This window comes from Streptomyces sp. NPDC006711 (genome assembly GCF_042869775.1).
In the GTDB taxonomy this organism is placed as follows: domain Bacteria; phylum Actinomycetota; class Actinomycetes; order Streptomycetales; family Streptomycetaceae; genus Streptomyces.
In genome coordinates this window covers 288575-308344 of the sequence record NZ_JBIAGO010000006.1, presented here as the reverse complement: position 1 = coordinate 308344, position 19770 = coordinate 288575, and the positions used below count along the sequence as shown (strand labels likewise).

General features: G+C 72.7%; 19 protein-coding genes and 2 pseudogenes. 13 read left to right on the top strand and 8 right to left on the bottom strand.

Features of this window, described 5'->3' with window-relative positions; genetic code table 11:
• Positions 1-8: 8 nt before the first annotated feature.
• From ACFYM2_RS16010 to ACFYM2_RS16000, 3 genes are all read right to left on the bottom strand, one after another.
• Positions 9-446, bottom strand: coding sequence for an Rrf2 family transcriptional regulator (locus tag ACFYM2_RS16010; RefSeq protein WP_388836634.1), 438 nt, complete (start codon positions 444-446; stop codon positions 9-11).
• 225 nt (positions 447-671) lie between these two features.
• A complete protein-coding gene (locus ACFYM2_RS16005) occupies positions 672-782 on the bottom strand; it encodes a DUF6192 family protein (protein ID WP_388836631.1) in 111 nt (36 codons plus the stop codon).
• A 62-nt stretch (positions 783-844) separates the two neighbouring features.
• A complete protein-coding gene (locus ACFYM2_RS16000; protein ID WP_388836628.1) occupies positions 845-2044 on the bottom strand; it encodes a hypothetical protein in 1200 nt (399 codons plus the stop codon).
• Positions 2045-2227: 183 nt separating this feature from the next.
• On the opposite strand from ACFYM2_RS16000, the gene ACFYM2_RS15995 reads away from it, so the two are divergent.
• The gene (locus tag ACFYM2_RS15995; protein ID WP_388836625.1) at positions 2228-3178 is read left to right on the top strand and encodes a hypothetical protein; all 951 of its coding nucleotides are present in this window, start codon (positions 2228-2230) and stop codon (positions 3176-3178) included.
• On the opposite strand, the pseudogene ACFYM2_RS15990 reads toward ACFYM2_RS15995, so the two are convergent.
• Positions 3150-4129, bottom strand: a pseudogene (locus tag ACFYM2_RS15990) (TIGR01777 family oxidoreductase). The gene ACFYM2_RS15995 and the pseudogene ACFYM2_RS15990 overlap by 29 nt on opposite strands.
• A gap of 229 nt (positions 4130-4358) precedes the next feature.
• Between ACFYM2_RS15990 and ACFYM2_RS15985 the strand changes: the two are divergent.
• From ACFYM2_RS15985 to ACFYM2_RS15940, 10 genes and pseudogenes are all read left to right on the top strand, one after another.
• A complete protein-coding gene (locus ACFYM2_RS15985) occupies positions 4359-4829 on the top strand; it encodes a DUF5709 domain-containing protein (RefSeq protein ID WP_358995836.1) in 471 nt (156 codons plus the stop codon).
• Positions 4830-4938: 109 nt separating this feature from the next.
• The gene (locus ACFYM2_RS15980) at positions 4939-5187 is read left to right on the top strand and encodes a type B 50S ribosomal protein L31 (RefSeq protein WP_358995834.1); all 249 of its coding nucleotides are present in this window, start codon (positions 4939-4941) and stop codon (positions 5185-5187) included.
• A gap of 289 nt (positions 5188-5476) precedes the next feature.
• Positions 5477-6454, top strand: coding sequence for a glycerophosphodiester phosphodiesterase (locus tag ACFYM2_RS15975; RefSeq protein WP_388836623.1), 978 nt, complete (start codon positions 5477-5479; stop codon positions 6452-6454).
• Positions 6455-6497: 43 nt separating this feature from the next.
• Complete coding sequence (dhaK, locus tag ACFYM2_RS15970; RefSeq protein WP_388457125.1) at positions 6498-7490, top strand: dihydroxyacetone kinase subunit DhaK; 993 nt, start codon at positions 6498-6500, stop codon at positions 7488-7490.
• 21 nt (positions 7491-7511) lie between these two features.
• Positions 7512-8108 (top strand): dihydroxyacetone kinase subunit DhaL, encoded by a 597-nt coding sequence (gene dhaL / locus ACFYM2_RS15965; RefSeq protein ID WP_388457127.1) that lies wholly within the window; start codon positions 7512-7514, stop codon positions 8106-8108.
• A complete protein-coding gene (locus ACFYM2_RS15960) occupies positions 8105-8518 on the top strand; it encodes a PTS fructose transporter subunit IIA (protein ID WP_358995828.1) in 414 nt (137 codons plus the stop codon). The genes dhaL and ACFYM2_RS15960 overlap by 4 nt, the downstream gene beginning before the upstream one ends.
• Positions 8519-9005: 487 nt before the next feature.
• Positions 9006-11027 (top strand): NADPH-dependent 2,4-dienoyl-CoA reductase, encoded by a 2022-nt coding sequence (locus ACFYM2_RS15955; protein WP_388836620.1) that lies wholly within the window; start codon positions 9006-9008, stop codon positions 11025-11027.
• Between the two features lie 56 nt (positions 11028-11083).
• Positions 11084-11605, top strand: a pseudogene (locus tag ACFYM2_RS15950) (PadR family transcriptional regulator); the annotation flags it as partial.
• A gap of 715 nt (positions 11606-12320) precedes the next feature.
• Positions 12321-12755, top strand: a complete 435-nt coding sequence (locus tag ACFYM2_RS15945) for a MarR family transcriptional regulator (protein WP_358995824.1) — start codon at positions 12321-12323, stop codon at positions 12753-12755.
• A 41-nt stretch (positions 12756-12796) separates the two neighbouring features.
• The gene (locus tag ACFYM2_RS15940) at positions 12797-13201 is read left to right on the top strand and encodes a VOC family protein (RefSeq protein WP_358995821.1); all 405 of its coding nucleotides are present in this window, start codon (positions 12797-12799) and stop codon (positions 13199-13201) included.
• A 41-nt stretch (positions 13202-13242) separates the two neighbouring features.
• Here ACFYM2_RS15940 and ACFYM2_RS15935 read toward each other — a convergent pair whose 3' ends face one another.
• The gene (locus ACFYM2_RS15935) at positions 13243-13728 is read right to left on the bottom strand and encodes a DUF6328 family protein (RefSeq protein ID WP_350228976.1); all 486 of its coding nucleotides are present in this window, start codon (positions 13726-13728) and stop codon (positions 13243-13245) included.
• Positions 13729-13843: 115 nt separating this feature from the next.
• Here ACFYM2_RS15935 and ACFYM2_RS15930 point away from each other — a divergent pair, with 115 nt between their 5' ends.
• The gene (locus tag ACFYM2_RS15930) at positions 13844-14317 is read left to right on the top strand and encodes an NUDIX domain-containing protein (RefSeq protein ID WP_388836616.1); all 474 of its coding nucleotides are present in this window, start codon (positions 13844-13846) and stop codon (positions 14315-14317) included.
• Between the two features lie 100 nt (positions 14318-14417).
• Here ACFYM2_RS15930 and ACFYM2_RS15925 read toward each other — a convergent pair whose 3' ends face one another.
• Together ACFYM2_RS15925 and ACFYM2_RS15920 are read right to left on the bottom strand one after the other, a co-directional pair.
• Positions 14418-15317: an alpha/beta hydrolase gene (locus ACFYM2_RS15925; RefSeq protein WP_388836613.1), complete on the bottom strand. Its 900-nt coding sequence runs from the start codon at positions 15315-15317 to the stop codon at positions 14418-14420.
• Positions 15318-15403: 86 nt separating this feature from the next.
• Positions 15404-16993 carry an FMN-binding glutamate synthase family protein gene (locus ACFYM2_RS15920; protein WP_358995811.1) on the bottom strand — a complete coding sequence of 530 codons (1590 nt, stop codon included), beginning with the start codon at positions 16991-16993 and terminating at the stop codon, positions 15404-15406.
• A 130-nt stretch (positions 16994-17123) separates the two neighbouring features.
• Here ACFYM2_RS15920 and ACFYM2_RS15915 point away from each other — a divergent pair, with 130 nt between their 5' ends.
• Positions 17124-18797: an NPCBM/NEW2 domain-containing protein gene (locus ACFYM2_RS15915; RefSeq protein WP_388456813.1), complete on the top strand. Its 1674-nt coding sequence runs from the start codon at positions 17124-17126 to the stop codon at positions 18795-18797.
• 68 nt (positions 18798-18865) lie between these two features.
• On the opposite strand, the gene ACFYM2_RS15910 is transcribed toward ACFYM2_RS15915, so the two are convergent.
• The gene (locus ACFYM2_RS15910; protein WP_358995808.1) at positions 18866-19573 is read right to left on the bottom strand and encodes a class I SAM-dependent methyltransferase; all 708 of its coding nucleotides are present in this window, start codon (positions 19571-19573) and stop codon (positions 18866-18868) included.
• Positions 19574-19770 lie beyond the last annotated feature (197 nt).

The window sequence follows — 19770 nt, the reverse complement described above, 5'->3', positions numbered from 1 at the left end:
TCGGCGTATCAGCCGGAGCGGTCGGCCAGGGTCTCCCTCAGAACGTCCGCGACCGAGACCCCCGCGAGCTGCCGTCGGACAGCCTCTTCCGCGTCGCCATAGACGTGGCGCAGCGCGGACTGGATGCCGCGGCCGACCGGGCACGCCTGATTCGGTTCACCGCGGTGCAGGGCGAACAGAGGGTCGTCGTGCACCGCGCGGTAGACGTCGAGCAGCGCGATGGACTCAGGTTCGCGAGCCAGCGTCCAACCGGCCCCGGCTCCGTGACGGACGGTCACCAGGTGCGCCTTCCGTAGATCGGCGAGGCCGCGCCGGATCACGACGGGGTTGGTGGCTACGCTCGTGGCGATCTGGTCCGAAGTGACCACGTCACGCCCGCGGCCGTGCACCAGGGCCATCCAGGTCAGCACATGGACGGCGACCGTCATCCTGCTGTTCGCGCTCACGTCTTCACCACACCCCCTTGCCGTAACAATAACAGTTACAGCAGGGCTTGGGGGTTACGGGTAGTTCTTGCTGATCGTCGAGGCAGCCGAAGCCCTGACCAAGACGTCGCCGGGGCAGATGGTGCCGGCGATCAGGCGGCGGACCTCGGCGAGCAGCACGTGCACCCGGGCCGTGTCGTATGCCTCCAGGTCATCCGGGTTGGCGGTGAACGGGTATCCGAACCGTCACTCCCGCAGCGACGGCACGATCCGACCCGTGGCCGCGACGAACCGCCGGCAGGCCCCGACCAGGTCCAAGAACTCCGGGAGTCGCGCGACCGCCGGGCGGGGCGGCACCGGCGGACCGGCGTCGCCCCGCCCGGCGGTCGGGGGCCGCTGTGGGTGGCGGTGCCGGCGCCTCAGACGCCGACGGCCTCCTCGATCTCCTCTTCCTCCTCGGCCTCTGCGGCCTCGGTGGTGGCGGTGGCCTGGGCCACGGTGGACTCGGCGGGCGCCGGAGGTGTCATGGGCGTCTCGGACCGCGTCACCTCGACTGCGGGCGTCCGACGGCGTTCGACGGCGCCGGAGATCGTCATCATGGCGAGACCGAGGACCAGCCAGGCGATGAGGACCCACACATCGCGTGCGAGGCCGTGGCCGCCGAAGTAGACCAGGTCGCGAATGCCCTCCAGGAGGCCCGCGCCGTTCCAGAAGGCGTGCAGACCGCCGAAGAACCCGTTCTGGAGCTCGGGCCTGAAGAGCCCGCCGGAACTCGTGAAGTTGAGCATCACGAAGAGCACCATCACGGCGAGCGTGGTCCAGCGCTTGAGGAAGGTGTGCAGCCCGACGCCGAGGAAGAGGATGCCCGCCGAGTACAGCCAGGCCATCGCCCACACGCCCCACAGTCCGTGGTCGACCAGGTGGAACAGCGGTCCCGCGAAGGCGGCGCCGATCAGGGAGACCACGAAGGAGACCCCGGCCACCAGGCCCGCCCGGGTCCGGAGCGTGAGACCCGCCCCGGCCGCGCCGAGCACCGCGACGGATGCGTACGAGCCGATGCTGACCGCGATGAGCAGGAAGAAGAGGCCCGAGCCCGTGGGGTCGCCGGAGACCGGCGGCACCACGTCGGTGATCTTCAGGGGGGCGCCCTGCGCGGTGGCCACCGGCGTGAAGATCTTCTCGACGGCGGTGGCGCTCATGTCGGATCCGGCCGAGGCGACGATGAGCTCCGGTGCCTTGGCGTCCAGGACGTAGGCGCCGGTGATGTCGCGGGACTTGAGCTGGTCCACGGCGGTGGCGCGGTCGGGGAGGGTGCGCACGTCGAGCTTGTCGCCCGCCTTGCCTGCCGCGCCTGCCGTGTTCGCCGTGGCCGCTCCGTTTGCCTTGTCCTGGATGGTCTGCGCGAACACCTTCGCCTCGGGGCCCGCCCCCACGACGGCGACCGGCAGGTGGTGCGGTTCGGGGGAGACGAACGCGCCGAGGTAGGCGAGACCCATGCCGAGGCACATCAGGAGCGGGGTGATCAGATGCGTGAGGACGTGCCGCAGCGCGGGGTTGGACGGCGCCGTACGCACGAGCGCCGACGCGCCGGGCCGGCCGGCCTTGTGACCTGCGGACATGAGCGGACCCTTCTGCTCGTCCCCGCGACCGGGACCGGTCACGAACCGCGAGCGCAATGGTTGGCTTTTACAACTGCTATGAGTTGTACTCTACAAGCATCTGTCCGTGGACGCCACCTCGGCGGCGCGGGAGCGAGAGTCGCCTCGGTGGCGACGGCGGACCGCCCGCGTTGAGATGGGCCCATGAACCGCCAGGGCGCCCCGTGGTGGGCCGAGCTGCCGCCGGCCGCCGGCGCCGCCGTCATGGCCACCGCGATCGTCTCCATCGGGCTGCACCTGACCGTCCACGAAACGCTCTCCCGGGTGGGACTCGCCATCGCCGTGCTCCTGTGGCTGCTGCTCGCCTGGGACTTCCTGTGGCGGCTGCTGGGAAACCGGGCCCGCTGGTCCGGCGAGGCGGACACCCCACCCGCGCTCACCGCCGTCGCCGCCACCACGGTGCTCGGCACCCGCCTCTGCGCGCTCGGCCGCGAGGACGTGGCGGCGGGGCTGCTCGCGCTCGCGGCGGTGATCTGGCCGGGGCTGCTGATCGCGGTCGTACGCCACTGGCACCCCCGGATGCCCGGCGCCGCCTTCCTGGTGTGCGTGGCCACGCAGGGCCTGGCGGTGCTCGCGGCGACGCTCTCCCTGGCGGGCGCGGGCGACTGGCTCGGGTGGGCCGCGCTCGGCGCGCTCGTGCTCGGCGTGCTCCTCTACGGGGAGGCGCTGGCCCGATTCGACGTTCGGGAGCTGACCAGGGGAGCCGGCGACCAGTGGATCGCGGGCGGCGCGCCGGCCATCTCGGCGCTGGCCGCGGCGAAACTCACCACCTCACCGCTGTGGACCGGCGCCGCGCACGCCGCCCTGCGCACCACCACCCTCGTCCTGATCGGCGTCAATCTCGCGGCGTGCGCGGTGCTGCTCGGCTTCGAGGCGCGAAGGCCTCGGCCGCGTTACGACATCCGGCGGTGGTCCACGGTCTTCCCGCTCGGCATGACCTCGGTCGCCGCGCTGACCGCCGCCACCGCCACCGGGACCGGGTGGCTGCGCCCGCTCGGCGAGGGCGTGCTGTGGGCCGCCTGCGCGGCCTGGCTGCTCGTGCTCGCCGGGTTCATCCGCAAACGGCTCAACTCCCGCTCCGGACCGGGAGGTTGACCCGGCCCGGGTGCCCGGACCGGGCACGTGCGACCAGGTCGGCCGCCGCGCCCGGCCACTCGGGATACGCGAAGGTGAAGCCCGCGTCCAAGAGGCGGCCGGGCACCACGCGACGGCTCTTGAGCAGCAGCTCGGTGTCCGAGCGCAGCGCGAACGCGCCGAGCCCGGCCATCCACCGGGTCGCGGGCAGCCCCACCGGGATGCCCCGGGCGGCGCGCAGCGCGCGCATGAAAGCCCGTTGCGACAGCGGAGCGGGGGCCGCCAGATTGACCGGTCCTGTGATGTCGTCGCGCTCGACGAGGAAGCGGAGCGCCCGGACGAAGTCGTGGTCGTGGATCCAGGAGACGTACTGCGCCCCGCCCGCGACCGGACCGCCGAGCCCGAGGCGGGCCAACTTCGACAGCACGTCGAAGACGCCTCCCCGGTCGGGGCTCATCACCATCGCCGAGCGCAGGGCGACCTTGCGCGTGTACGGCGTACGCGCCTCTTCCTGCGCCGCCTCCCAGGCCTTGGCGATCTCCACACTGAAGGCCCAGTAGCCCGGAACGTCCGGCTCGGCGCCGCCCAGGATGCCGCTCGCCTCGTCATTGGGCGCGTCAAAGCGGTGCGCGTACACCGTCGGGTGCTCATCTGGAGCCAGAGCGCGGGCGGCCGTGCCGCGTCGGCGATGGCCCGGCCCACGACCTGGGCGGAGCGTACGCGCGAGTCCATCATGGCCCGCAGATTCGCCTCGGTGTAGCGGCAGTTGACGCTGCGGCCGGCCAGGTTGACGACGACGTCACTGCCGTCGACGACATCGGTCCACGCGCCGGGCGTCTCGCCGTCCCAGCCCACTTGGCGCGGGCCGCGCGGCCGTCGCGTGAGGATCACGACATCATGGCCCGCGGCCGTCAGCGCCCGGTCCAGGATCGAGCCGACCTGCCCGGTACCGCCGGGAATCACTACCTTCATCGCGCACCCCCTCGTTGTTGAGACCCTAGCGCACGGACTTGAACGCGTTCAAAGAGGCTCCGTCCCAGGTGGCCTGACCGCTTCGGCGCGCGGGAGCCCCCTGCCCCGGCCCGGATCACCCGGCCGGATCGCGTGCGGTGGTCGGCGGGGACGAGCGGGCCGACACTGGAGGTGCCGGCCGGATCGGATCCGCGGCGCGCGAACCGCCGGCGCAACCCAGGAGGCAGCCGTGGTCGACAGTGAGGTGTGGGGAGACGAGGTCTACCAGCCCGACGGCTCCGAGGTGCAGGACGACGAGGGCATCCTGGGCACCGAGGACACCCTGGACGAGGGGCCCGAGGACCCGCTCGACACGGGGTACTCGCCGCCGGAACGGCCCTGGGCCGTGGAGCGCCCCGGGGTGACCGCCGCCGAACGGCTGCGCGGCGAGAGCCTGGAGCAGCGCCTCGCCCATGAGCTCCCCGAGGTGGCCGACGCGGAGGGCGACGGCGTGGGCGACACCTGGGACACCGACGGCGAGCCGCGCGACAACGAGGTCGGCGCGGCCCGCGCAGGCCGGCTCGTGGCCCCGGACGAGGGCGCGCACCCCGACGAGGAGACCCGTCTGCTCGCCACGGACGTGGGCCTGGACGGCGCGGCGTCCTCGGCCGAGGAGGCCGCGATGCACGTCGTCGACGAGGACGCCATCGACAGCCCCTGACCACCCCCGGCGGCTGCGGGAAGGCGTGCGCCCCCGGTACGCGGCCCCCCAGCAGCCCAAACCCCTTGCGCCACACCGCAGTTGTGCCGACCGACACCCCGGAGACTCCATGCAGCGCGACAAGCAGCCCCCCTACCAGCCGGTCGTCTTCCGTGACCGCGCGGCCGGATTCGCCTTTCTGACCCGGTCGACCGCGACGAGCGAGGAGAGCATCGACTGGGACGACGGCAACACCTACCCCGTCATCGACGTGGAGATCTCCGCCGAGAGCCACCCCTTCTACACGGGCAAGGCGCGGACGGTCGACACCGAGGGCCGTATCGCCCGCTTCGAGCGGCGCTACGAGGGCAAGGCGTGACTGTGGCGGGGGCGGACGGCTGAGCCCCGCCCCGGCCCCCGCCCTCCTCCTGCACGTGCGTGCTGCGGCCCTTTCGAGCCGTACGCCCCATAAGGCGCCCTCACCCCGCGCTGGCCTGCCCCGCCGGGCCGTTCACCTGCACGCTCCTGGGTCTTTTGACCGAGCCCGCGCCACCCGCACCGGGGAACACGGCCGCGTTCTGGCCACCGTCCCCCGGGGCGGGTGCCGCCGCGCGTCACGAGCTGGCACCCTCGCGGACGTTGATCCGAACCCGTCGTGAGGAATGCGCATGCGCCACCGCACCGCCGTGTTCACCGTCGTCGGCGCGCTGTGCGGGGTCCTCGCCCTCATCCTCGCCCTGTCCGCCGATTCCACGCGGGCCACGCCGGTCGCGACCGTCGCACCGGTCGCAACTGTCACACCGACCGCACCGACCGCACCGACCGCACCGGTCACGGTTTTCGGCCATCGCGGGGCTCCGGCGCACGCCCCCGAGAACACCCTCGGCTCGGTGCGCGCGGCCGCGGATCTGGGCGTGGAGTGGGTGGAGAACGATGTCCAGCGCACCCGCGACGGAGCGCTCGTCGTCATCCACGACACCACCCTGAAGCGCACCACCGACGCCGAACGGCGCTACCCCGGGCGCTCCCCGTGGGCGGTCGGCTCGTTCACGCTCGCCGAGATCGAGCAGCTGGACGCGGGCGGCTGGTTCGGCCCGGGCTTCCGGGGCGAGCGCGTGCCGACCCTCCAGGAGTACCTGAGCCTGCTGGACCGTACCGGCCAGAGTCTCCTGCTCGAACTGAAGCAGCCGGAGCTCTACCCGGGGATCGAGCGCCAGACCCTCGACACGCTCGGCCGGGCCGGGTGGCTCGACGGGCCGCATCTGACCCGGCGCCTGATCGTCCAGAGCTTCAGCGCCCCCGCGCTGCGCACCACCCACCGGCTGCGCCCCGAGGTGCGCACCGGCTTCCTCGGCAACGTACCGCTGTCCCGGCTCGGGCAGTACGCCGCCTTCGTGGACGAGTTCAACACCGAGCAGCGCGCGGTGACTTCGGCGTATGTGCGGGCGGTGCACGCGCTCAGGAGTCCGCACGGGCCGAGGATGCGCGTGAACGCCTGGACCGTCGACAGCGCGGATGCCGCCCGTGCCCTGGTGCGGCGCGGCGTGGACGGCCTCATCACCAACCGGCCCGACGTCATCGGGCGGGCGACCGGCGGACGCCCGCTGCGGCCGCTCCGCCCTGCCCGCGCTCCGGGCTTCGCGTGATACTGGGGCCGACACACTCCGCACGCCTCGCCTGGAGGTCATGGTGAACAAGCTCATCAACGTGCCCGAGAGCGTCGTGGCCGACGCGCTGCGCGGCATCGCGGCCGCGCATCCCGCGCTGACGGTCGACGTGGAGAACCGGGTGGTGCTGCGGCGTGACGCGCCCGTCGCCGGTCGGGTGGCCCTCGTGTCGGGCGGCGGCTCCGGGCACGAGCCGCTGCACGCCGGATTCGTGGGGCCCGGGATGCTGTCCGCCGCGTGCCCCGGTGAGGTGTTCACTTCGCCGGTGCCGGATCAGCTGGTGCGGGCGGCGGCGGCCGTGGACGGCGGCGCGGGGGTGCTGTTCGTCGTCAAGAACTACACCGGCGACGTCCTGAACTTCGACATGGCGGCCGAGCTGGCCGAGGACGAGGGGGTGAGCGTCGCCAAGGTCTTGGTCGACGACGACGTCGCGGTCACCGACAGCCTCTACACCGCGGGGCGGCGCGGCACCGGCGCCACCCTGTTCGTCGAGAAGATCGCCGGAGCGGCCGCGGCGGAGGGCGCGCCGCTGGAGCGGGTCGAGGCGATCGCCCGTCAGGTCAACGCGAGCGCGCGCAGCTTCGGGGTGGCGCTGAGCGCCTGCTCGACCCCGGCCAAGGGCAGCCCGACCTTTGAACTACCGCCCGGTGAGCTTGAGTTGGGCGTCGGCATCCATGGCGAGCCGGGGCGTGAGCGGCGGGCGATGATGACCGCCCGGGAGATCGCGGACTACGCCGTGCACGTCGTCCTCGACGATCTGCGGCCGACCAGTCCCGTACTCCTCCTGGTCAACGGGATGGGCGCCACTCCCCTGCTCGAACTGTACGGGTTCAACGCGGAGGTGCACCGGGTGCTCGCCGAGCGGGGGGTGCCGGTGGTCCGTACGCTCGTCGGGAACTATGTCACCTCGCTGGACATGGCCGGGTGTTCGGTGACGCTCTGTCAAGTGGACGAAGAACTGCTGCGGTTGTGGGACGCGCCGGTCAACACGCCCGCGCTGCGCTGGGGTTGCTGAGTGATGAGTGAGGGAGAGCCTGTGCTCGACGCCGCGTTCATGTGCCGCTGGATGGCCGCCACCGCCGACGCGGTCGACCGCGATGAAGCCCGGTTGACCGACCTCGACTCGGCGATCGGGGACGCCGACCACGGGGCCAACCTCCGGCGTGGTTTCACCGCTGTGGCGGCGGCGCTCGGCAAGGAGCCTCCGGGCACCCCGGGGGCCGTACTCGCCCTCGCCGGGCGGCAGTTGATCTCCACCGTCGGCGGCGCGTCGGGTCCGCTGTACGGGACGCTGCTGCGGCGCATGGGCAAGGAGCTCGGGGACGCGGACGAGGTCACCCGGGAGCAGCTGGCCCGGGCGCTCGGCGCCGGGGTGGCGGCGGTCGGCCTGCTCGGCGGGGCGGCGGCCGGGGACAAGACGATGCTGGACGCGCTGCTGCCCGCCGTCGACGCGCTGGGCGAGTCCTTCGGTGCGGCGGCCGACGCGGCCGGGGCGGGGGCGGCCGCGACCGTGCCGCTGCGGGCCCGCAAGGGGCGGGCCAGCTATCTCGGCGAACGGTCGGTGGGGCATCAGGATCCCGGGGCGGCGTCGGCGGCGCTGCTCATCGGCGCGCTGGTGGAGGCCGCCGCGTGAGCGGGACCGAGCCGCTGGTCGGCGTGGTGCTGGTCTCGCACAGCGCGGCGGTCGCGGCGGCGGTCGCGGAGCTGGCCCGGGGCCTTGCGGGCGGCGACGCCACCGTCCCCGTCGCCGCCGCCGGCGGGCTGCCCGACGGCGGGCTCGGTACCAGTGCGGAGCTCATCGTGGCGGCGGCCGAATCCGTCGACCGGGGTGCGGGGGTGGCCGTGCTGGTGGATCTGGGCAGCGCGGTCCTCACGGTCAAGGCGCTGCTGGCCGAGGGGGACGAACTCCCGTCCGGGACGCGGTTGGTGGACGCGCCCTTCGTGGAGGGGGCGGTGGCGGCGGTCGTCAGCGCGGGGGCGGGGGTGGGGTTGGAGGGGGTCGAGGCGGCGGCGTCGGAGGCGTACGCCTACCGGAAGGTCTGAGGGGGTTGCCTCCCCCTCGGCCCCACCCCGGACGCGACGGGTTGCCTTCGGCTCTCCGGGGTGCGGGGCCCTGAAACCCCGCTTTCGCCTGCGGGCGGGGCGTGGCTGGTCGCGCAGTTCCCCGCGCCCCTTAAGGGCCCCGCCCTCGACTGCGGGCCGTGCGTGGTGCTCGCGCAGTTCCCCGCGCCCCCAAAAGCCCCGCCTTCGACTGCGGGCTGCGTCTGGCTGAGCGCGCAGTTCCCCGCGCCCCTTAAGGGCCCCGCCTTTGACTGCGGGCCGTGCGGGGTGCTCGCGCAGTTCCTCGCGCCCCTCAAAAGCCCCGGGGCTCTTCCGCGTGCGCCAGCGCAACCCCGACCGACCGCCACCAGGGCGTGGGGCGTGGGCGCGGGGCGTGTGAGGGGTGCCTCAGTGTTATGCAACTTGTTGCATAAGGGGTCCTGGCTGGACTACAACGGGGGGTGACGACACCCCACCCGGAGGCGCCCCCATGACCGCGTACCCCCACCTGCTGAGCCCCCTGGACCTCGGGTTCACCACGCTGCCCAACCGGGTGCTGATGGGTTCGATGCACGTCGGGCTCGAAGAGGCCGAGAACGGGTTCGAACGGATGGCCGCGTTCTACGCGGAGCGCGCACGCGGCGGCGTCGGCCTCATCGTCACCGGCGGCATCGCCCCGAACGACGCGGGCCGCCCCTACCCCGGCGGCGCCCGGCTCACCACCGGGGCGGAGGCCGCGCAGCACCGCACCGTCACCGAGGCGGTACACCGCGAGGGCGGCCGGATCGCGATGCAGATCCTGCACTTCGGCCGGTACGCCTACCACGAGGACCTGGTCGCTCCGAGCGCGCTCCAGGCGCCGATCAGCCCCTTCGTGCCGAACGCACTGAGCGACGACGAGGTCGAGAACACCGTCGAGGACTTCGTGCGCGCGGCCGAGCTCGCCAAGTCCGCCGGTTACGACGGCGTCGAGATCATGGGCTCCGAGGGCTATCTGATCAACGAGTTCATCGCGGGCGCCACCAACCACCGCACCGATCGCTGGGGCGGCTCGTACGAGAACCGGACGCGCTTCCCGGTCGAGATCGTGCGCCGCACCCGCGAGCGTCTTGGCGACGGCTTCATCATCATCTACCGGCTCTCGATGCTGGACCTGGTGCCCGGCGGCTCGACGCTGGAGGAGGTCGTCACCCTGGCCCGCGCCGTCGAGGCGGCCGGGGCCACGCTCATCAACACCGGCATCGGCTGGCACGAGGCCCGCATCCCCACCATCGCGACCTCGGTGCCCCGGGGCGCGTACACCTGGGTCACCAAGAAGCTGATGGGGTCGGTGTCGATCCCGCTGATCACCAGCAACCGCATCAACACCCCTGAGGTGGCGGAGCAGTTGCTCGCCGAGGGCCGCGCGGACATGGTGTCGATGGCGCGTCCCTTCCTCGCCGACCCGGAGTTCGTCGCCAAGGCGAGCGCGGGGCGCGCCGAGACCATCAACACCTGCATCGGGTGCAACCAGGCCTGCCTGGACCACACCTTCAGCGGGAAGATCACCTCCTGCCTGGTCAACCCGCGCGCCTGCCACGAGACCGAGCTCGTGCTCTCCCCCACCAAGCTGCGCAAGCGCCTCGCCGTGGTCGGCGCGGGCCCGGCCGGGCTCGCCTTCGCCGTCGCGGCGGCCGGGCGCGGCCACGCGGTCACCCTCTTCGACGCCGCCGACCGCATCGGAGGTCAGCTCGACATCGCCCGGCGGGTGCCCGGCAAGGAGGAGTTCGAGGAGACGCTGCGCTACTTCCGTACGCAGCTCGAACTGCGCGGCGTGGACGTGCGGTTGAACACCGAGGTGCGCGCGGCGGACCTGAGTGACGGCTCGTACGACGAGATCGTCGTCGCCACCGGTGTCACCCCGCGCACCCCGGAGATCCCCGGCTCGGACCACCCGAGCGTCGTCAGCTACCTCGACGTCCTGCGGGACGGGGCGCCGGTGGGCGAGCGGGTCGCGGTCGTCGGCGCGGGCGGCATCGGTTTCGACGTCGCGGAATACCTCACCGACGGCGGCGACGCGGCGAGCCTGGACGCACAGACGTACTTCCGCCAGTGGGGCGTCGACACCACGTACGCCGGGCGCGGCGGGCTGCGCGGGGCCGAGCGGCCCAAGCCGCCGCGCCAGGTCCACCTGCTCCAGCGCAAGACCACGAAGGTCGGCGCGGGGCTCGGCAAGACCACGGGCTGGATCCACCGCACCGAGCTGAAGCACCGGGGCGTGACCATGGTCCCGGGCGTGCGCTACGACCGGATCGACGACGAGGGCCTGCACATCACCGTGGACGGGCAGTCCTCGGTGCTGCCCGTCGACACGGTCGTGCTGTGCGCGGGCCAGGAGCCGCGGCGCGGCCTGTACGAGGAGCTGAGCGCGGCGGGCGCGACGGTCCACCTGATCGGCGGCGCCGACGTGGCCGCCGAGCTGGACGCCAAGCGCGCCATCGACCAGGGCACCCGGCTGGCCGCCGCGCTCTGAGCGGTGTGGCCGGGCGGCGCGGTCCGCCGGCGCGGCCGCGAACCTAGGATGCGGTCATGTCCCTCCCGCACGCGATCTTGACCGCACTGCTCGAAAAGCCCTCGTCCGGGCTTGAGCTGACGCGCCGTTTCGACAAGTCGATCGGCTACTTCTGGTCGGCCACGCACCAGCAGATCTACCGCGAGCTGGGCAAGCTGGAGCAGTCCGGGTTCATCCGCGCGCTGGCGCCCGCCGCGCCGGTGCGCGGCCAGAAGAAGGAGTACGAGGTGCTGCCGGCGGGCCGGGCCGAGCTCGCCCAGTGGGCGGCGGCCGGGCAGGACCCGAAGCCCCTGCGGGACCCGCTGCTGCTGCGCGTGCGCGCGGCGGCGGTGATCGGGACGGATGGCCTGCGGGCCGAGCTGGAGCGCCATCTCGGCCTGCACCAGGGTCAATCGACGACATATCAGGCCATCGAGGCGAAGGACTTCCCGCCGGAGCGGGACAGCGAACAGGACCGCCTGCGGCATCTGGTGCTGCGCGGCGGCATCGCACTGGAGACGTTCTGGGCCACCTGGCTGACCGAAGCGCTCAACACCCTCAACGCACCTGACACCCCCGATGCACCCGGTGCACCCGGTGCACCCGCCACCCCCGGCGTCCCCGGACCACCCGGCACCCCCGGCGCACGCGGCGTCTCTGACGCCCCCGGCACCCCCGGCGCACGCGTCGCCCCCGGCACCCCCGGCACTTCTGGCGTCCCCAGCGCACCCGGCGCACCCGGCCTGCCCGGCGCCCTCAGCGCCCCTGGCGCCCCCGACACCCCTGACGCCCCGGGCGCACCGGGCACCTCCGGCGACCCCGGCCCACCCGGCACCCCCGACGCCCCCGGCACCCCCGATGCACCCGGCGCCCCCGGCCCACCCGGCTTCCCCGCCACCCCTGACGCCCCCGGCGCAACCGGCACCTCCGGCGATCCCGGCCCACCCGGCACCCCCGACGCCCCCGGCACCCCCGATGCACCCGGCGCCCCCGGCCTACCCGGCTTCCCCGCCACCCCTGACGCCCTCGGCGCAACCGGCACCTCCGGCGCCCCCGGCCCACCCGACACCCTTGACGCCCTCGCCGCCCCCGGCACCCCCGATGCACCCGGCGCCCCCGGCTTCCCCGCCACCCCTGACGCCCCCCGGCGTCCCCGCCGCCCCCCTCGATGACCCGCCGCCCGGGTGAGCGGGGCCCGTCGGGCGTGGCGGGGGCCCGGGACGGCTGTTGGTGTTGTATTATGCAACCAACTCATGACCGGAGAGGGGATCAGTCGTGCTCAGCCGAGACCAGTCGGTCGTCACCATCCAGCGCGAGCTGACGGCGTTCGCCCGGCGCGCGCGGGCCGCCGCGGCCCGGATGCACCCGGAGCTTTCGCTCGTCTCGTTCACCCTGCTGTCCCACCTGGAGGACCAGAAGGGCTGCCGGGCCACCGATCTCGCCGCCTACTACATGCTCGACAAGTCGACCATCAGCCGGCAGATCGCGGGCCTGGAACGGCTCGGTTTCATCGAGCGGGTCAGCGACCCCGACGACCAGCGCATCCAGCTGCTCCGGCTGACCCCGGCGGGCACCGCCAAGCTCGCGGAGGCGGCGGAGCTGCGCCGCCAGGCCTTCCACGACCGGCTCGCCGACTGGACCCCCGAGGACCTGGACCGCTTCGCGGAGTATCTGCTGCGCTACAACAGCCTTGCGGAGAACACCCCTTGAGGGTCCGTTAGGCGATGCCTCCGGGCGGGCACTCGCTCCGTATGAGTGTTTTCAAGACCAGCATCCTTGTCCTCGACTGTGCCGAACCGGTCGAACTCGCCGAGTTCTACGCCAAGTTGCTCGGCGGTGAGATCGAAACCGGCTGCGACTCGGACTTCGTCGAGGTCGTCGGCGGCCAGGGCGTCCACCTGGCGATTCGCCGTGACCACGGCTACGCGCCGCCCAGCTGGCCCCGCCCGGAAGACTCCCAGCAGGCGCATCTGCGGATCGTCGTGGCGTACGGCGACATGGACGCGGCCGAGCGCGAGGCGATCACCCTGGGGGCGACCCCCGTCGACACCAAGAACAACAACGGGCCGCGCGACGAGCGCGTCTACGCCGACCCCGCCGGGCACTCCTTCACGCTCGCCGTCTCCGCCAAGCACTCGGAGCAGTCAAACAACTAAGGGCCCCGGTCACCGCTCGACCGCCCCCTCAGACCGCCCCCTCACTCCTCCCGGTCGCGGTCGCGGTAGTGCCTGCGCGCCAGAGCCGGGAGCACGAACCAGCAGCCGACGAACCAGCACACGACCACGCCCACCAGCCAGGGCGCCAGGACGCTGTGCAGGGCGACCCGAAGGATCAGCAGCAGTGAGCTCGCCACCGTGCACAGGAGCAGCACCAGGCCGACCACGGTGAGCCGGGAGGCCCACCGGACCGTCTGCGGCTTGAGCCGCTTGCCGGCCAGCACGCGGTGGAAGGAGACCGGCCCGATCAGCGCGCCGGTCGTCGCCGCGCCCAGAACCACGGTCACCACGTAGATGGTCCGGTCGGTCGTGCTCAGCGAGGTGAACCGCTGCTGGAACACGACCGCGAGCAGAAAACCGAACAGGATCTGCACGCCGGTCTGGGCGACCCTCAGCTCCTGGAGGAGATCGCCCCATTTGCGGTCGGCACGCTCCTCGGCCGTCTCGTCACGCCCCGGATCCCTCATCCCACCACCTCCTCACCTCGCGTTCCACCGTGCGGATACCCATCCATATCAACGGGAACCCCACCGCTTCCCCCGCCCCGTGGCGCCACGCCCGGCGGACCCTCACACTGGCCGCATGGGCGGAAAACGCAGCGCCGGGCTCCTGCTGTACCGCAGGGCTGGACACGGGATCGAGGTGCTGGTCGGGCACATGGGCGGCCCGTTCTTCGCGGGCCGTGAGGCGGGGGCCTGGTCGGTGCCCAAGGGAGAGTACGAGGCCGAGGAGCGGCCCGAGGCGGCGGCGCGGCGGGAGTTCGCGGAGGAGCTGGGTCTTCCGGCCCCCGAGGGGACGCTCATCGCGCTGGGCGACATCGTGCAGCGCGGCGGCAAGACCGTGACCGTGTGGGCCGTCGAAGGCGATCTGGATCCGGCCGACGCGGTGCCGGGCACGTTCACCATGGAGTGGCCCCGGCGCTCGGGCACGATGCGCGTCTTCCCCGAGATGGACCACTTCGCCTGGCTGGCACCCGAGGTGGCGGCGCCCCTGCTCGTCCAGGGCCAGCAGGCCTTCCTCGACCGGCTCGTCCTGCGTCTGGCCGATGAGGCGTGAAGTCGCCCCAACGCGCCTTGATCACGCTGGAGTTGCCCGCTCCTTTGCCCGCGCGTCGTTCAGCCCGCCCCTGAGCCTTGAGCGGTCGATCCGACCCGCATCAGGGCTTTCCCGACCCTCTCCCGTTCAGGCACTCCTCCAGGAAGCCGAGCACCTTGAGGTGGTAGGCGCGGGCGGTCCGGCCGAGGCTGACGTTGTGCCCGGCGGCGGGCTGGCGGTCGACGACCACCCGGGGCGCCGCGCCCAGCCGGGACGCGAGAGCGGCGAGGTCGTCGTCGCTCTGGGCCCACCAGGCCTCGTGCTCGGCGAACGTCACACGGGCCGGGATCCGTATGCGGGCCAGCACGTCGTCGCACCGGCGGGTCCAGGCGATCACCGCGGCCAGTTCGCGCACCGGCATCGGCGCGAGGTCCGCCTGTGTGGTGAACATCGTGCCCGGCGGACAGAGCTCCCGAGGGCCCCAGTTGCGCAGCATGAGGAGCAGGTCGCGGTCCTGGTCGTCCCCTTCGGGCTCGGGGGCCAGGCGGCGGCCGCACCCCGACACCTCCAACCCCACGCAGGACGCGGCGAGTTCGGCTTCGGCGGCCAGCGTCAGGGTGAGCAGGCCGCCCCAGGAGTGGCCGAGGAGGAAGTAGCCCGCGCCCGTGGCGTGCCGCGCGGCGAACTCCGTGAGGCCGACGCGCACGGTCGCGGCCTGCTCGTCCAGCGGCAGTCCCCCCGGGTGGCGGTCGGCGGACGCGCCGTAGCCGGGGCGGTCGAGGGCGAGCACCGTGAACCCGAGGGCGGCGCCGAGGGTCAGCAGGGAGACATCGGGGTGCGCCTGGCCGTCGAAGTAGCCCGAGGTGATGCCTCCGCCGTGCAGGGCCACCACGACGGCGCGGGGCGGGAGTTGGGCGGGTTCGCTCAGGAGCCCGGACAAGGTGGTGCCGTCCGCGTCCAGCGTGATGCGGCGCACCCCGGTGGAGCGGGCCGGCGCGGATGGTGTCGTGGTCTCGGTCATGCGGGAATCCCCTTCCGTCCGCGTACAGTCAAGCCGATCACGGACGGACGCCGGCCGGGGCCCCTGGAGTGGCGGACCGGACCGCCTCAGGCGCTGAAGGAGTCCGGGTCGCTGTTCTTCCACGGCTCGGCCCATTCCTCGGGAAGCGCGGCCGAGGAGAGCAACTGGCCCGGTTCGAGCCAGGTGTAGAGCTCGGCGTAGGAGGCGACCGCGTGGTGGGAGGTGCGGCGGCGCAGCATGTGGGGACGGAGCTCGGCCGGGTCGCTCACGCCGAGCGAGGCCATGATCTCCATGGCGCTGTGCACGGTGGCCTCCTGGAAGCGCTGGACGCGACGGTACTTGTCCTCGACGTCCAGGGCCCGGCTGCGCTCCGGGTCCTGGGTGGCGACACCGACGGGACAGTGGTTGGTGTGGCAGCGCTGGGTCTGGAGGCAGCCGACGGCGAACATCATCGCGCGGGCGGCGTTGGTGTAGTCGGCGCCCTGGATGAGACGTTTGACGATGTCCGCGCCGGTGGCGACCTTGCCGCTCGCGCCGATCCGCACCCGGTCGCGCAGGCCGGTACCGACAAGGGCGTTGTGGACGATGGAGAGGCCGTCGGTCAGGGGCGTGCCCACATGGTCGGCGAATTCCATCGGGGCGGCGCCGGTGCCGCCCTCGGCGCCGTCGACCACGATGAAGTCGGGGGTGATGTCCTCCTCCAGCATCGCCTTGCACAGGGCGAGGACGTCACGGCGGCTGCCGACGCACAGTTTGAATCCGGTGGGCTTGCCGCCGGCCAGGTCGCGCATGCGGGCGATGAAGCGGATGAGTTCGCGCGGGGTGGAGAACACCTCGTGGTGGTTGGGCGAGATGACGGTCTTGCCCTCGGGCACCTCGCGTACCCGGGCGATCTCCGCGGTCACCTTGGCCCCCGGCAGTACGCCGCCCTTGCCGGGCTTGGCGCCCTGGGACAGCTTCAGGGAGACGCAGCGGACGCTGTCGGTGGCGGCCTTGCGGGCGAACTCGTCGGGATCGAAACCGCCTTCGGGGGTGCGGCAGCCGAAGTACGCGGTGCCGATCTCCCAGATCAGGTCGCCGCCGTACCGCAGATGGTGGTCCGAGATGCCGCCTTCACCGGTGTCGTGCGCGAAACCGCCCTCCTTGGCGCCCCGGTTGAGGGCGAGGATGGCGGGCGCGGACAGCGAGCCGAAGCTCATCGCCGACACGTTCAGAAGGGCCATGTCGTACGGCTTGGCACAGCCGGGGCCGCCGACCCGGACCGTGGCGGGCCGGTCCGGCACGGGGCGCGGCGCGACCGAGTGCGCGAAGAACTCATAGCCCGGCTGGTAGACGTCGAGTTCGGTGCCGAAGGGGGCCTGGTCGGCGGTGCCCTTGGCCCGCTCGTAGACGGTGGAGCGGGTGTCGCGGTCGAAGGGGCGGCCGTCGTAGTCGCGCTCGATGAAGTACTGCTGCGTCTCGGGGCGGATCGCCTCCAGGAGGAACCGCGCGTGCCCCAGGACGGGGTAGTTGCGCAGCACGGAGTGGCGGCGCTGTACGAGGTCGTACGTTCCGGTCGCGGCCAGGGCAAGCAGGGGGGCGGCGGCAAGCCACCACCAGGGGCCCGCCGTCACGGCGAGAGCCACGGCGGCCGCCGCGAGCACCACGAGGGCGGCCACCAGGCCGATGCGCTTCACTTGTCGTCTCTCCTCACTTGCCCGAAACAGCGTTCCTGCTCTTGACATGCACGGGGCCGGCCGCTGGGATGTGGTTGCTTTCGTTCGACACCGTTCGTTTGTGCGCCAATAACCCCCACCGGAGCCGCACATGACTGCCGAACCGCACAGCTTCAGACACCGTCTGCTGGTCTGCCTGACTACCCTCGCTCTCATCACGGGCGGTGTGACGGCCGCCATGGACGTCGTGACCGCCCCTCGGGCCGTGGCCGTCGGCAACGGTCTGGCGCGTACCCCGCAGATGGGATTCAACAACTGGAACTCGACTCATTGCCGCGCCGAATTCAACGAGTCGATGGTCGAGGGCATCGCGGACGCGTTCGTCGCCAAGGGCCTCAAGGACGTCGGCTACACCTACGTCAACATCGACGACTGCTGGGCGCTGCCGGAGCGCGACGCCGCCGGAAACCTCGTGCCCGACCCGGTGCGCTTCCCCCACGGCATCAAGGCGGTCGCGGACCATGTGCACGCCAAGGGGCTCAAATTCGGTCTGTACTCCAGCGCGGGCACCAAGACGTGTGACGCCCAGGGCTTCCCCGGCGGCCTCGGCCATGAGCGCCAGGACGCCGAGCTGTGGGCGTCCTGGGGCGTCGACTACCTGAAGTACGACAACTGCAACAACGACGGCGTCGACGCCGGACAGCGCTACCGGGCGATGGGCGACGCGCTCAAGGCCACCGGCCGGCCCATCCTCTACAGCATCTGCGAGTGGGGCCAGAACCAGCCGTGGACCTGGGCCTCCGGCACCGGCAACTCGTGGCGCACCACGGGCGACATCAGCGACTCCTGGTCGAGCATGATCGGCATCGCGCACCAGAACCAGTCGCTCGCCCGTTACGCGGGCCCCGGCGGCTGGAACGACCCGGACATGCTGGAAGTCGGCAACGGCGGCATGACCGACACCGAGTACCGCACCCACTTCAGCCTGTGGTCGCAGATGGCGGCCCCGCTCCTCATCGGCAGCGATCTGCGTGCCCCGAGCGCGGCCACCCTGGCGATCCTGAAGAACACCGACGTCATCGCCGTCGACCAGGATCCGCTCGGCAGTCAGGGCACGGTGGTCTCCAGCTCGGGCGGCTTGGTCGTGATGACCAAACCCCTTGCGGACGGCGGCCGTTCGGTGACCCTCACCAACGAGAACGGCTCCGCGCGGACGGTCTCCACTACCGTGCAGGCCATCGGGCTCGGCGGCGCCTCCTCCTACCGCCTCAAGGACCTGTGGTCCCACCGCACGACCAGCACCACGGGGGCCATCAGCGCGTCGGTGCCGGCGCACGGCACGGTCATGTACCGGGTCACCCCCGGCGCGCCGGTGCCGCCGACGGGCGGGCTCCACCAGCTCAGCGACCTGCCGTGGACGTCGGCCGTCAATGGCTGGGGGCCCGTCGAGCACGACCGCAGCAACGGCGAACAAGGCACGGGTGACGGCACGACCCTCACCCTCGACGGGGCCGCCTTCGCCAAGGGCCTGGGCGTCCACGCGGCGTCCGCGGTGACGTACCACCTCGGCGGCGGCTGCACCACGTTCACGACGAGCGTCGGCGTGGACGACGAAGTGGGCGCACGGGGGTCGGTCGACTTCCGGGTCTACCGCGACGGGGCACTGGCCGCCGACAGCGGCCGGGTCACGGGCGCGGACGCCGCCAGGACGCTCACCGCCGACCTGACCGGCGCCGACGAGCTGAAACTGGTCGTGACGGATGCCGGCGACGGCATCGACTACGACCACGCGGACTGGGCCGGCCCTCAACTGACCTGCAAGTGATGGCCGGTTGAGCCGAGCGTGGCGGGGCCCGAGCAAGCCGGCGGGCCCCGTCCGCCGTGCTCGCCGCCCTACTTCACGGCCACCACGAGCCGGGCGCGCGGGCTGCCGTCCGGGCGCCGGCCGAGGTCTTCCAGTGCGTACAGGTCCACGCGGAAGCCGGCGGCGCCGAGTTCCCGGGTGACGTCCGCCAGCGCGAACCCTCGGTAGTACATGACGAACGGCGGGTGCCACAGCGCGTTGCGCACCCGCATCGCCGTGTCGAACCCGAGCAGCGTGAGATGCCCGAGGCTGCCGGGCCTGGCCGGCGCCACCACGGGGAAGGCGAACGTGCCGCCCGGCCGCAGCGCCGCGTACACCTGGGCGAACAGGCCGGGGCGCTCCTCGGGCAGGAAGTGGCCGAACGCCCCGAAACTGACGGCGAGATCGAACGCGGCGCGCAGGGGCAGCGCCCGCGCGTCGGCCCTGATCAGCTCCGCTCCGGGATGCGCGCGGGCGGCGACGGCGAGCATCCCGGCGCTGATGTCCACGCCGGTGACGCCCTCCCGGCACACGGCGCCCAGCACGTCGAGTCCCGCGCCGGTGCCGCAGCACAGGTCGAGGCCCCGGCCGAAGGGTCCGAGCCCGGCGAGCACGGACGCGACGGGGTCCAGGAACGCTTTCGGCGTACGGAAGGGCGTGCGGTCGAACTTGGGCGCCAGGAGGTCGTAGCCGTGCTCGACGGACGACAGCGCCTGGACGGCGAGTTCCCTGAAGGTGGGGCCTTGAGGAGCGAACATGGCCGCTCAGCGTAGCCGCCGCTCGGCGCCCGCAGCAGCGCCTTCGGCGGCGGCAACGGACACCGAGGGGTGGGCGGCGGCCGAGCACGCGGCCCTTTCGCGCCGCTCAAGCCTCGGTTCAGCCTCGGTCAAGCCCCTGCCGCGACGCGTTTTCGCCATGTACGGTTCAATCGCGCGCCGTGCGAGTGTCCGCACAA

Coding starts and splice junctions, on each gene's coding strand:
- ACFYM2_RS15980 (WP_358995834.1), top strand. CDS start 4,939: ATGCAGCGCGACAAGCAGCCCCCCTACCAGCCGGTCGTCTTCCGTGAC.
- ACFYM2_RS15915 (WP_388456813.1), top strand. CDS start 17,124: ATGACTGCCGAACCGCACAGCTTCAGACACCGTCTGCTGGTCTGCCTG.
- ACFYM2_RS15955 (WP_388836620.1), top strand. CDS start 9,006: ATGACCGCGTACCCCCACCTGCTGAGCCCCCTGGACCTCGGGTTCACC.
- ACFYM2_RS15930 (WP_388836616.1), top strand. CDS start 13,844: ATGGGCGGAAAACGCAGCGCCGGGCTCCTGCTGTACCGCAGGGCTGGA.
- ACFYM2_RS15975 (WP_388836623.1), top strand. CDS start 5,477: ATGCGCCACCGCACCGCCGTGTTCACCGTCGTCGGCGCGCTGTGCGGG.
- ACFYM2_RS15925 (WP_388836613.1), bottom strand. CDS start 15,317: ATGACCGAGACCACGACACCATCCGCGCCGGCCCGCTCCACCGGGGTG.
- ACFYM2_RS15995 (WP_388836625.1), top strand. CDS start 2,228: ATGAACCGCCAGGGCGCCCCGTGGTGGGCCGAGCTGCCGCCGGCCGCC.
- ACFYM2_RS15910 (WP_358995808.1), bottom strand. CDS start 19,573: ATGTTCGCTCCTCAAGGCCCCACCTTCAGGGAACTCGCCGTCCAGGCG.
- ACFYM2_RS15935 (WP_350228976.1), bottom strand. CDS start 13,728: ATGAGGGATCCGGGGCGTGACGAGACGGCCGAGGAGCGTGCCGACCGC.
- ACFYM2_RS15940 (WP_358995821.1), top strand. CDS start 12,797: ATGAGTGTTTTCAAGACCAGCATCCTTGTCCTCGACTGTGCCGAACCG.
- ACFYM2_RS16000 (WP_388836628.1), bottom strand. CDS start 2,044: ATGTCCGCAGGTCACAAGGCCGGCCGGCCCGGCGCGTCGGCGCTCGTG.